The organism is Nocardioides sp. SYSU D00065, assembly GCF_017916425.1.
In the GTDB taxonomy this organism is placed as follows: domain Bacteria; phylum Actinomycetota; class Actinomycetes; order Propionibacteriales; family Nocardioidaceae; genus Nocardioides.
This window is the reverse complement of sequence record NZ_JAFMSX010000001.1, coordinates 1,519,591-1,531,472: the sequence shown is the minus strand read 5'-3', so window position 1 is coordinate 1,531,472 and position 11,882 is coordinate 1,519,591. Positions and strand designations below refer to the sequence as shown.

Sequence of the window (11,882 nt, the reverse complement as noted above, 5' to 3'; positions counted from 1 at the left end):
ACCGCCGCGCCGCCGGACCCCGGTGCGGTCCCGGGGTCGGGCAAGGGTGGATCCCGATGGTGCGCGGTGCCCGAGCGGCGCAGGCTGGAGTCACCACTCGAGCAACCGGAGGAACACTCATGGACCGCATCCGCTCAGCCTTCGCCCGCCAGGGCCTCGTCCGCTCGCAGGAGCGGGGGATCCTCGGCGGAGTGTGCGCCGGCGTCGGGCGCCGGCTCGGCCTCGGGCCATGGATGACGCGCCTGCTGTTCGCAGTCACCCTCGTCGCCGTCCCGGGCAGCCAGCTCCTGGTCTACCCGCTCCTGTGGTGGCTGATGCCGTCCGAGGAGCACGTCGCCGTGTCGTCCGCCGGCGGGGCGTATCCGCTGCGCTGACCACTGGGGGCGCGCAGCATGAGGACGCTCTCATCGCGACCTCATGGCCACGTCATGACCGGCCGCCAGAGTCGTCCTCGTCAGCCGGGAGAACCCCGGGAACCGCACCGAAGGAGGCCGTCATGGCCCGTTCCGGAATCCTCACCGCCCTCACCCCCGCCGTCCAGGCCCGCCGGGGCGACACCACGAGCGACGACGGCCGCCGCCGTCGCCGCCGTCGTCGCCGCAACCGCAGCCGCAGCCGCTCGCGCACCAACTGACCGGCGCGGACACCCGCGCCCCACCCCGCACGGGCGGGCGGCCACCACCCAGGGCCGCCCGCCCGTCCGGCTCGTCCACGCCGTTCCCGATCCCGCAGGAGTGCCGATGTCCGTACGGCGGCGCCTCGCCCGCGCGCTGCAGGCCGCCCCCGAGCAGTCGGCGCTGGTCGACGTGGCCGCCTCGATGCGCCTGCTCGACATCGCCCGCCGATTCTGGCCGCGGTTGCGCCCGCTGCGCGGCTGGCTGCTGCTCGGCCTGCTGCTGCTCACTGCCGCTCCGGCGATCTCGGTGGCGGAGGCGATGCTCTACCAGCGCCTCGTCGACGACGTCCTGGTGCCGGCGGCCTTCGAGCCGCTGCTGGTGCTGGCGCTGCTCTACGTCGGGCTCAACCTCGCCAGCGGAGTCGTCTCCGGCGCCGACGACTACCTGTCGACGTACGTCTCCCAGCGCTTCCTCGTCGGCCTGCGGCGCGACGTGTTCGCCCACGTGCTGTCGCTGCCCGCGGCCACCCAGGACCGGCGCCGCCTCGGTGACACGCTGACCCGGCTCACCTCCGACGTCGCCGCCGTCGAGCGCTTCATGGTCTCGCAGGTGAGCGAGGGCCTGGGCGCCCTGGTGCGGCTGGTCGTGCTGGTCGGCGCGCTTCTGTGGATGCAGTGGCAGCTCGCGCTGGCCTCGCTGGTCGTCGCGCCCCTGTTCTGGTGGGTCTCGACCCGCTTCGCGCGCCTGACGCGCGACGTCTCGCGCGAACGCCGCCGCCGCGGCGGCTCGCTCGGCAGCGTCACCGAGGAGTCGCTCGGCAACGCCGCCCTCATGCAGTCCTACGGCCGCGAGGACCAGGCCGTGGCGGCCTACGACGGTCACAGCCGCGCGATCGCGGGTGCCGAGCTGGCCGCCAGCCGGATCCGAGCGCTGTTCCTGCCCCTCGTGGACCTCGCGGAGCTCATCGGCGTGCTCGTGGTGGTCGGCCTGGGAGTGTGGGCGCTGTCCACCGACCGACTCACGCTCGGCGGGCTGCTCGCCTTCCTCACGCTGCTCATGCAGTGCTTCGGGCCGGTGCGCACGCTCGCCGACCTCGTGCCGTCCCTCTACTCCGCCAGCGCCGGCGTGGAGCGCGTCGTCGAGCTGCTCGACGAGCCCGCCGGCGGCGACCGGGAGGACGCGTCGCGGCTGCCGGCCGGTCCGGGCGCGGTGTCGGTGCGCGAGGCGTCCTTCACCTACCCCGGCACGCCGCGCCCGGCGCTGAGCGGCCTCACCCTCGACGTCGCGGCGGGCGAGGTCGTGGCTCTCGTCGGTCCCAGCGGCTCGGGCAAGTCCACGCTGGGCCGGCTGCTGGCCCGCCAGCTCGTCGCCGACGCCGGCGTCGTGGCGATCGACGGGCACGACGTGGCGGCCCACACCGCCGCGTCGGTGCGCGACGCGGTCACCGTGGTCCACCAGGAGCAGCTCATGCTCGACGCCACCGTCCACGACAACCTGGTCCTCGGCTCGCCCCACGCGAGCCGGGCCGAGGTGCGCGCCGCTGCCCGTGCCGCCGGGGCGCACGACTTCATCGAGCGCCTGCCCCGCGGCTACGAGACCCGCATCGGCCAGCGCGGGCGTGCGCTGTCCGGCGGGCAGCGACAACGGCTCGCCGTCGCCCGCGCCCTGCTCCGCCCGGGCCGCGTGCTGGTGCTGGACGAGCCGACGACGGGCCTCGACGCCGAGGCGGCGCGTCGGCTGATGCGGTCCCTCACCGCCAGGCCGCGCGAGCGCACGATCCTGGTCCTCACCCACGATCCCGTCGTCCTCGAGCACGTCGACCGGGTGCTGTCGCTCGACGCCACCGAGCGGCTGTTGGAGGAGGTGGCGCGGTGACCCGGCGACGTACGCCCACCGGTGACCTTCCCGCGGGCTACCGCCCGCTCGCTCTCCTGGCCGACGGCCGCCGGCTCGAGACCTGGGACGCCTGGGACGAGGCGCGCGGCACCCGCTGCGTGGTCAAGCTGCTGCGCGCCGACCGTCGCGACGACCCGCGGGTGCGCCAGGCCGTGCTCCTCGAGGGCCACCTCGCCACGACCCTCGCCCACCCGCACCTGGTCCGCGGCTACGACGTGCTCGACGACCCGCCGACCGTCGTGCTCGAGACGCTGCGCGGCGCGACCCTGTCGGCGCTGGTCGACGAGGAGCCCTTGGGCCTGGCCGACGCGGCGGAGCTCGGCTGCCAGCTCGCCTCGGTGCTGGGATACCTCCACCGCCACGACTGGCTGCACCTCGACCTCAAGCCCGACAACGTCGTGGTCGACCACGGCAAGGCCGTGCTCATCGACCTCAGCCTCGCCGGCCGGCCAGGCGCCGGCCGGCCGGGCGCGGGCACGCGCGGCTACCTCGCGCCCGAGCAGGCCACGGGGCGCGGGCTCTCACCCGCCACCGACGTGTGGGGTCTCGGCATGGTCCTCATCGACGCCCTCGCCCGCACGGCGCCGTACGGGGACGAGGCCACGTGGGACAGTCGCCGCCGCTGGCCGCTGGTCCACCGCCGGCGACCCGTCGCCCCGGACGGCCTCGACGCGCTGCCCCCGGAGGTGCGCGACGTCCTGGCGGCCTGCGTCAGCATCGACCCGGCGGCGCGTCCGCTGCTCACCCAGGTCCGCGCCGCCCTCGAGCCGCTGTGCTCACCAGCGGCCCCGGTGGACGACGTCCGTACGCCGCTCGCGGCGGGCCGGTGACCCGCTGGGGCCGGCGTCGGCCGCCCGGTGCCCGACCGTGATCGCCCCGACCGGGGTGTGGTCCTCCGGCACGCCGAACGCCTCGCGGAAGGTGCCGACGTGCTCACCGGGGATCCCGAAGAAGCACGCGCCGAGGCCCTCGTCGACCGCGGTCTGCAGGATCAGCAGCGACGCCATGCCGGCATCGACGTACCAGTAGGGCACCGGCCAGCGGTCCTCGCGCCGGTCGGTCCAGCCCTTGTCGTCCTCGGCGTAGCGCTCGAGGTAGGCGTCCTTGCAGGCGACGGGCACGATCACCACCGGCGCTGTCCGCATCCCGTCGAGCCACGCGTTGTGCGTGCCCGGGTCCGCGCCGGTCGCCTCCCAGAACCGGGCGACGTCGTCCACGGCGTCGAGCACCAGGAAGGCCCACCCCTGCGTGAAGCCGGCGTTGGGCGCGCGCTGGGCGTGCGCGAGCATCCGGTCGACGACGGCCGGGTCGACCGGCTCGGGGGAGTAGCGGCGGACCATCCGGCGGCGGCGTACGACCTCAGCGAACTCCATGGCGGCAGGGTCGCACGCCTGATGCCGGTCTGGGATCCGAGACGACTGGCCGGGGCGGCGCGTTGACCGAGGGCCGCGATCGGCGGTGGACTGCTCGCATGCCGCACGCGCGTGGAGACTTCGAGCAGATGTGGCGCGACCTGGCACCCGTCGGCCGTTCCGCGGCCTCCGGCGGCTACCACCGCCAGCCCTGGACGGCGGCGGAGACCGAGCTCCGCTCGTGGTTCGTCGAGGAGTGCGCGGCGCGCGGCCTGACCGTCGAGACCGACGGGATCGGCAACCAGGTGGCCTGGTGGGGCGACGCCGACCTCCCGGGCGTGCTCACCGGCTCGCATCTCGACTCCGTCCTCGACGGGGGCGCGTACGACGGACCGCTGGGGGTCGTGTCGGCGCTGGCCGCCGTCGACGTCCTGCGCGACCGCGGCTTCGAGCCGACGAGGCCGGTCGGCATCGGGGTGTTCGTCGAGGAGGAGGGCTCGCGCTTCGGTCGGGCCTGCCTGGGGTCGCGGCTGGTGACCGGTGCTACGACCTGGGACGACGCGCGCGAGCTGCGCGACCGCGACGGCGTCTTCCTGGCGGACGCGATCGTCGACGCCGGCCTCGACCCGTCGGCCGGGCTGCTGTCGCTGGATCGCGTGGGCACCTTCGTCGAGCTGCACGTCGAGCAGGGCCGCGACCTGGTCGACCGGGGCGTCCCGGTGGGCCTGGCCAGCGAGATCTGGCCGCACGGGCGCTGGCGCTTCGACTTCGCGGGAGAGGCCAACCACGCCGGCACGACGCGCATGGAGGACCGCCGCGACCCGATGCTCACCTATGCGATGACGGCGCTCGCGGCCAACAAGCAGGCTCGGCTGGCCGGCCAGCGCGCGACCTTCGGGCGGGTCGCCGTCGAGCCCAACGGCACCAACGCCGTCCCCTCCCTGGTCACCGCCTGGCTCGACGCCCGCGCCTCGTCCGACGCGGCGCTGGCCGACCTCGTCGACGCGGTCGCGCGCCAGGGCTCGGATCGTGCCGCGCGCGACGGCACCTCGCTCGCCGTGACGCCCGAGTCGGTCTCCGGCTCGGTCGCCTTCGACGCCGACCTGGCGGCGCGGCTCGCCGCCCTCGGCGACCGGCCCGTCATCCCCACGCAGGCCGGCCACGACGCCGGCATCCTGTCCGCCGCGGGCATCCCGACCGCCATGGTCTTCGTGCGCAACCCGACGGGCGTGTCCCACTCGCCCGCCGAGCACGCCGAGACCGCCGACTGCCTGGCCGGGGTGGAGGCGCTCGCCGACGTGCTGGCCGAGCTGACCGGGGCGGGCGCGTGACGGCGTACCTCCTGGAGCGCGCGTGGGTCGACGGCGCCTTCCGCGCCGACGTGCTGGTCGAGGTGGAGGACGGCCGGTTCACCTCCGTCACGCCCGACAGCGACCCGCCGCGAGCGGTCCCGGTGCGGGGCCTGGTCGTGCCCGGCCTCGCCAACACCCACAGCCATGCCTTCCACCGCGCTCTGCGCGGGCGCACCCAGCGCGAGCGCGGCACCTTCTGGACCTGGCGCGAGCAGATGTACGCCGTCGCCGCCGCGCTCGACCCCGAGTGCTACCTCGCGCTGGCGCGAGCGACGTACCGCGAGATGGCGGCGGCCGGCATCACCTGCGTCGGCGAGTTCCACTACCTCCACCACCGACCCGACGGCACCCCGTACGCCGACCCCGACGAGATGGGCCGGGCGCTGGTCGAGGCGGCTCGGCAGGCCGGCATCCGGATCACGCTGCTCGACACGCTTTACCTCTCCTCCGGGTTCGGCGCGCCGCCCGAGGGGGCGCAGGTGCGCTACAGCGACGGGTCCGTCGAGGCGTGGGCCGACCGGGTCGACGCGCTGGCGCTGTCCGGGCACGCCCGGGCCGGCGCGGCGGTGCACTCGGTGCGCGCGGTCCCCGCCGCCGACCTCGCCGTCGTCGCGCAGCGGGTAAGCGAGCGCCCGTTCCACGTGCACGTGTCCGAGCAGGTCGCCGAGAACGAGGCGTGCCGCGAGGCGTACGGCGTGACGCCGACGCGTCTGCTCGCCGACCACGGGCTGCTCGGTCCCCGCACCACGCTGGTCCACGCCACCCACCTCACCGACGACGACGTCGCGCTGATCGGCGGGACCGGGACGTGGGTGTCGTTCTGCCCGACCACCGAGCGCGACCTCGGTGACGGCATCGGGCCGTCGCGGCAGCTGCACGACGCCGGCGCCCGGCTGACCCTCGGCAGCGACAGCCACGCGGTGATCGACCTGTTCGAGGAGATGCGGGCGGTCGAGCTCGACGAGCGGCTCGCGACGCAGCGGCGCGGGCACTGGGCGGCCGGCGAGCTGCTGGAGGCCGCGACCGCCGACGGGCACACCTCGCTGGGGTGGGATGACGCCGGTGCCATCGCGGTCGGTCGTCGCGCCGACCTCGTGGTGCTGGACCCGGCCTCCCCGCGCACCGCGGGCACCGGCCGCGACGAGAGCACCGTCGTGTTCGCCGCCGCCGCCGAGGACGTGCGCCGGGTGATGGCCGACGGCCGCTGGATCGTCGAGGACGACGACCGGCCCGCCATCGGGCGCGAGCTCGACGAGGCGGTCACACGGGTGGCGGCGCTCGTGCGGACCCGAGCGGAGGAGCAGCGATGACCACGCCCGCCCTGACCACCGTGATCACCGGCATCGGCGAGCTGGTCACCAACGACCCGGCCCGCCGGGAGGAGCTCGCGGGGCAGGGCGGACTGCTCGGCCTCGTCCGGGACGCCGCCGTGGTGATCGAGGGTGGCCGCGTCGCCTGGGTCGGGCCCGCCGCCGACGCCCCGGCCGCGGACGTGCAGGTCGACGCCGGCGGCCGGGCAGTCGTCCCGGGGTTCGTCGACTCCCACAGCCACCTCGTCTTCGCCGGAGACCGATCCGCGGAGTTCGAGGCGCGGATGACCGGCCAGCCCTACACCGCCGGCGGCATCCGCACCACAGTCGCCGCGACGCGCGCGGCCACCGACGAGCAGCTCACCTCCCACGTCGCCCGGCTCGTCGGCGAGATGCGGGCCCAGGGCACCACGTCGGTCGAGATCAAGAGCGGCTACGGGCTGTCGGTCCACGACGAGGCGCGCAGCCTCGCGGTGGCGCGCCAGTTCACCGAGGACACCACGTTCCTGGGCGCCCACGTCGTCCCGGCCGGCACGAGCGCGGAGGACTACGTCGACCTCGTCACCGGTCCGATGCTCGCGGCCGCGGCCCCGCACGCCCGGTGGATCGACGTGTTCTGCGAGGACGGCGCCTTCGACGTCGACCAGGCACGCACCGTCCTGGCCGCCGGGTCCGGCAGCGGCCTGCGCGGCCGGCTCCACGCCAACCAGCTGACGTACGGCGGCGGCGTACGGCTGGCCTGCGAGTTCGGGCTGGTCGCGGTGGACCACTGCACCTTCCTGTCGGACGACGACGTCGCGGCGCTGGCGGACTCCGGGACCATCGCGACCCTGCTGCCGGGCGTGGAGTTCTCCACCCGCCAGCCCTACCCCGACGCGCGCCGGCTGCTCGACGCCGGCGTCCGGGTGGCGCTGGCCAGCGACTGCAACCCCGGCTCGTGCTTCACCTCCTCGATGGCGCTGTGCATCGCGCTCGCCGTGCGGGAGATGCGGATGAGCCCCGCCGAGGCCCTGCACGCCGCCACGGCGACGGGCGCCGCCGCGCTCGACCGCGACGACGTGGGCGTGCTCGCGCCCGGCATGGCCGCGGACCTCGTCCTCCTCGACGCGCCGTCGTACGTCCACCTCGCCTACCGCCCGGGGGTTCCGCTCGTGGCGGGGGTCTGGCAGGCGGGCCGCCCGGTGGTCGCCCGGTAGCCGACCGGCCCGGCCGTCATCCCGACCCGAGCCGACAGGTGCCGGCCCGCACTACCTCAGGGGCATGCCGTACGCCGGTGGGCACGCGATCTGAGGTAGCCGGCGCGGCACGGATAGGGCACGCGCCCGATGTCCGGTGCTACCTCATGGGCGGACTCTCGTTCCACGGTCGACGAGGACCGTGGAGACAGAGGAGACCGACATGTTCACCACCGACAGCTTCCTGGGTGCCGAGATCGCCTACCGCCAGGAGAAGATCCGCAAGGACTACGGCCCGCGTCGCTGGACCCGGGTCGGCGGCCGCGACACGGGGAAGTGACCCGCACCGCGATCGACCCGCGCGTGTCCGACCTGCACGACACAATGTCGTCCGTGCCGGCGCTGCGGACCACCGATCTCATCGGACGCGATGCCGAGCTGGAGCACCTGACCGCCCAGCTCGGCATTCGCGCGTCCGGTGCCGCGCCGGCGGTGCGGGCGATGCTGCTCGCCGGTGACGCGGGCGTCGGCAAGACCCGCGTCCTGATGGCCCTGCGGGACCGGGCGATCGAGGCCGACTGGCGCGTCGTCGCCGGCCACTGCCTCGACCTCGCCGACAGCTCCCTGCCCTACCTCCCCTTCTCCGAGATCCTCGGCCGGGTCATGACCGAGCTCCCCGACGTCGCCGCCCGGGTGCTCGAGCAGCACCCGACGCTCGCCCGCCTCCAGCCCGGGCGCCGCATCCGCAGCAGCGAGACCGCGTCGGGCGACCAGGCCCTCGACCGCGGCAACGTCTACGACGCGTTCGGCGACCTCCTCTCCGCCGTCGCCGAGCGGGCGCCCGTGCTCGTGGTCGTCGAGGACGCCCACTGGGCCGACGAGTCCACCCGCGACATGCTCAGCTTCCTGTTCTCCCGCCCGGTGCCGGGCGTCGCCCTCGTCGTGTCCTACCGCGCCGACGACCTCCACCGCCGCCACCCGCTGCGCCGCCAGGTGGCCGAGTGGATGCGCATGCGTGGCGTCGACCGGCTCCACCTCGGCCCGCTCGCCGACGACGACGTACGCCGGCTGGTGCGCGCGCTGCAGCCGGCCACGCTGTCGGAGGCGGAGTACGTCTCGATCGTCGACCGTGCCGAGGGCAACCCGTTCTTCATCGAGGAGCTCGTCGGCGCGTCGTGGTCGGGGCAGGTGCCCGGCGAGCTCGCCGACGTGCTGCTGGTGCACCTCGACCGGCTCGACGAGACCACCCGGCGGGTGGTGCGGCTGGTGTCCGTCGCCGGCCGGCAGGTGAGCCACGGCCTGCTCGCCGCGGTGTCCGACCTCGGCCCCGAGGAGCTCGAGGGCGCGCTGCGCAACGCCGTGGACGCCCACGTCCTGACCGCCTCCCGGGGCGGCACGTACGCGTTCCGCCACGCGCTGCTCGGCGAGGCCGTCTACGACGACCTCCTGCCGGGCGAGCGGGTGCGGCTCCACGCCGACTTCGTCTCCGCGCTCGGCGAGGGTCGCGCCGTCGGCACCGCCGCCGAGCTCGCCCAGCACGCCCGCCGCGCCGACGACCGGCCGGTCGCGGTGCGCGCATCGATCGAGGCGGGGGAGGAGGCGCTCGCCGTCGGTGGCCCCGCCGAGGCCGCCACCCACTTCCTCGACGCGCTGGAGCTGATCGACACCGCCCGCGAGCCGCTGGCCGACGTCGACCCGTCCGTGCTGGCCCGGCGGTGCGCCGAGGCGCTGATCGCCTCGGGCCGGGTGCCCAAGGCGGTCAAGGTGCTGCGGTCCCGGCTGGCCGCGCTGCCGGCCGAGGGCGCCGACCTCGACCGCGGCCAGCTGCTGACCGCCCTCGCCTCGGCCCTCCTGCTGACCGACACCACCGACTCGCCGCACGAGACGGCCGCGGAGGCGGTCGAGCTGCTGCGCAACGGACCGCCCAAGCTGCTCGCCCGGGCGCTCTTGGTCAAGGCGCAGAGCCTCGGCAGCTGGCACGCCGACGAGGCGCGGGCCGTGGCCCTGCAGGCGCTTGAGCTGGCCGAGCGCAACGACCTCACCAGCCTCGCCGTCGAGCTCCACACCACCGTCGCTGGGCTGGACCCCGCCGGTGGCGCCAGCCCCAGCGCGGGCTGGCGCTCGGCCGCCGAGCGCGCCCGACGGGCCGGGCTGATCGAGCCCGAGCTGCGCGCCCTCTACCTCCTCGGCCGCCTGCACCAGGACGAGGGAGACCTCGACACGGCCATCGCGGTCTATCGCGAGACGATCCAGCGCAGCGAGGTCGGTGGCCTCGTCTGGTCGCCCTACCCCGCCGAGGCGCGGGTGCTGCTCGCGGTGGCGCTGACCCATCAGGGCCGCCTCGACGAGGCGTGGCAGCTGCTCGACGTGAGCGGCCAGAACCCGCCCATGATCTACGAGTGGCTCTACTTCGCCCACCAGATGCTGATCCTCATCGGCATCCGGGGCGAGCCCAAGCCCCGCGCCCTCGAGCGGCTGCGCGACTACTGGGGCACCGACGGCCTGACCGCGATCTCGGCGGGCGGCGCCGAGATCATGCGCGCCGTGGCCGAGTGCGACGCCGCCCGGGCGCTCGCGGTGTACGACGACGTGATCGAGATCGTCGTACCCCTCTGGCACGAGTGGTTCCAGGCCCGGCTGCGTCTGGCGACGCTGGTCGTGGCCGCCTTCGCGGGCGCCGCGCCCCGGCAGTCCGCCGAGGAGCGGGAGGCGGCCGCGGCCCACGTCGACCGGCTGATGGCCGACGGCGGGCGGGTGATCGACTTCTACGCCCCCTACGACGGCAGCCACGGCCCCGAGTACCGCATGTGGGTGGCCCGGCGCACGGCCGAGCACCTGCGGTGGCGCTGGCTCGCCCAGGTCGATCCGCCGTCCAGCGACGACCTCGTCACGGCGTGGCGCGCCGCCGAGGAGGCCGCGGTCGCCTACGGCAGCGTGCCCGAGATCGCGCAGACCCGCGTCCGGCTGGCGGGCGTGCTGCGTGCCGCCGGCGACACTGCGGCCGCCCGGGTGACGGCCGACCAGGCCCGGGAGGCGGCGCACGCGCTGGGGGCCCAGCCGTTGCTGGCCGAGCTGACCGCGCAGGGCTCCATGCCGGCGCCGACCGCCACGGTGGACGCGGCTGTGCTCACGCCGCGCGAGGCCGAGATCCTCGCCCTGGTGGCCGAGGGACGCACCAACGGCGAGATCGGCAAGCAGCTGTTCATCAGCACCAAGACCGTGTCGGTCCACGTCTCCAACATCCTGGCCAAGCTCGACGCGGCCTCCCGCACCGAGGCGGCCGCCGTCGCCCGCCGCCGCGGGCTGCTCTGACCGAGCGGCCCGGCCCTCGACCGGTGCGCGCCGGCGGTCGGCCAGACTGCTCCCCATGCCTGACTTCCGGTGCTCGCTGGCCAGCCTCGCCGACGCCGAGCCGATGGCGGGCACCGCCCCGACCGACACCGACCTGCTGCTGGTGGAGAGCGCCGGCCCCTGGGGCCGCGACGCCGTGTCCGACAACCGGTTGCCGCAGGTGGTCCGCGAGCACCTGGGCGCCCTCGACCTGAGGGTGCTGCTGCTGCGCCGCTGCGACGGCAGCTCGGGCCCCGGCACGCGCGTCTTCCGGGCCCGCGCCACCGAGGACGGCTACGACGTCCGCGGCACGGTGCTCGACCGCGCGGAGGACCTCCTGGACGTCGACCTGGCCGGCCTGCCGGCGTACGCCGAGCCGCTGTGGCTGGTCTGCACCAACGGCAGGCGCGACCGCTGCTGTGCCGAGGTCGGCCGCCCGATCGCCGCCGCGCTGAGCGAGGAGTGGCCCGAGGGGACCTGGGAGACCACCCACCTGGGCGGGCACCGCTTCGCCGGCACCCTGCTGGCGCTGCCCAGCGGCCTGACCCTCGGCCGCCTCGACGTCGACAGCGCCCTCGAGGCGTGCCGCGCAGTGGCCCGTGGCGAGGTGCCGGCGCCGTGGGTGCGCGGGCGGGCCGGCCGCCCCGGTGTCGACCAGGTGCGCGAGCTGCACGTGTCGGCGGGCGGTGACCCGGCCGACGAGGTCGTGGCCGTGCCGGGGCCGGAGCGTCGCCAGTCGTGCGGCGACGACGCGGTCAAGGCCACGACGCGGTTCGAGGTGCGACCGGCCGGATGACCACGTCCCCAGGGGTGTGGGACGGTGGAAGTCGCGGGCACGAGACTCGACACG

General features: G+C 75.5%; 10 protein-coding genes. 9 read left to right on the top strand and 1 reads right to left on the bottom strand.

Features of this window, described 5'->3' with window-relative positions; genetic code table 11:
* The first annotated feature begins 119 nt into the window (after positions 1-119).
* From J3P41_RS07285 to J3P41_RS07270, 4 genes are all read left to right on the top strand, one after another.
* Positions 120-374, top strand: coding sequence for a PspC domain-containing protein (locus J3P41_RS07285; protein WP_210649511.1), 255 nt, complete (start codon positions 120-122; stop codon positions 372-374).
* A gap of 122 nt (positions 375-496) precedes the next feature.
* On the top strand, positions 497-634 hold the full coding sequence (locus tag J3P41_RS07280) for a hypothetical protein (RefSeq protein ID WP_210649510.1): 138 nt from the start codon (positions 497-499) through the stop codon (positions 632-634).
* Between the two features lie 106 nt (positions 635-740).
* Positions 741-2,492 (top strand): ABC transporter ATP-binding protein, encoded by a 1,752-nt coding sequence (locus J3P41_RS07275; protein ID WP_210649509.1) that lies wholly within the window; start codon positions 741-743, stop codon positions 2,490-2,492.
* A complete protein-coding gene (locus J3P41_RS07270; RefSeq protein WP_210649508.1) occupies positions 2,489-3,343 on the top strand; it encodes a serine/threonine-protein kinase in 855 nt (284 codons plus the stop codon). Before J3P41_RS07275 ends, J3P41_RS07270 begins: the two co-directional genes overlap by 4 nt.
* Here J3P41_RS07270 and J3P41_RS07265 read toward each other — a convergent pair.
* On the bottom strand, positions 3,290-3,886 hold the full coding sequence (locus tag J3P41_RS07265) for a nitroreductase family protein (RefSeq protein ID WP_210649507.1): 597 nt from the start codon (positions 3,884-3,886) through the stop codon (positions 3,290-3,292). The two genes, J3P41_RS07270 and J3P41_RS07265, sit on opposite strands and share 54 nt — an antisense overlap.
* Before the next feature lie 98 nt (positions 3,887-3,984).
* On the opposite strand from J3P41_RS07265, the gene J3P41_RS07260 reads away from it, so the two are divergent.
* From J3P41_RS07260 to J3P41_RS07240, 5 genes are all read left to right on the top strand, one after another.
* Positions 3,985-5,196 (top strand): allantoate amidohydrolase, encoded by a 1,212-nt coding sequence (locus J3P41_RS07260; RefSeq protein WP_246861482.1) that lies wholly within the window; start codon positions 3,985-3,987, stop codon positions 5,194-5,196.
* Positions 5,193-6,527 carry a formimidoylglutamate deiminase gene (locus J3P41_RS07255; RefSeq protein ID WP_210649506.1) on the top strand — a complete coding sequence of 445 codons (1,335 nt, stop codon included), beginning with the start codon at positions 5,193-5,195 and terminating at the stop codon, positions 6,525-6,527. Before J3P41_RS07260 ends, J3P41_RS07255 begins: the two co-directional genes overlap by 4 nt.
* Positions 6,528-6,538: 11 nt before the next feature.
* On the top strand, positions 6,539-7,723 hold the full coding sequence (hutI, locus tag J3P41_RS07250) for an imidazolonepropionase (protein WP_210649801.1): 1,185 nt from the start codon (positions 6,539-6,541) through the stop codon (positions 7,721-7,723).
* 372 nt (positions 7,724-8,095) lie between these two features.
* Positions 8,096-11,014: a helix-turn-helix transcriptional regulator gene (locus J3P41_RS18905; protein ID WP_210649505.1), complete on the top strand. Its 2,919-nt coding sequence runs from the start codon at positions 8,096-8,098 to the stop codon at positions 11,012-11,014.
* 55 nt (positions 11,015-11,069) lie between these two features.
* Positions 11,070-11,828: a sucrase ferredoxin gene (locus tag J3P41_RS07240; protein ID WP_210649504.1), complete on the top strand. Its 759-nt coding sequence runs from the start codon at positions 11,070-11,072 to the stop codon at positions 11,826-11,828.
* The last annotated feature ends 54 nt before the right edge of the window (positions 11,829-11,882 follow it).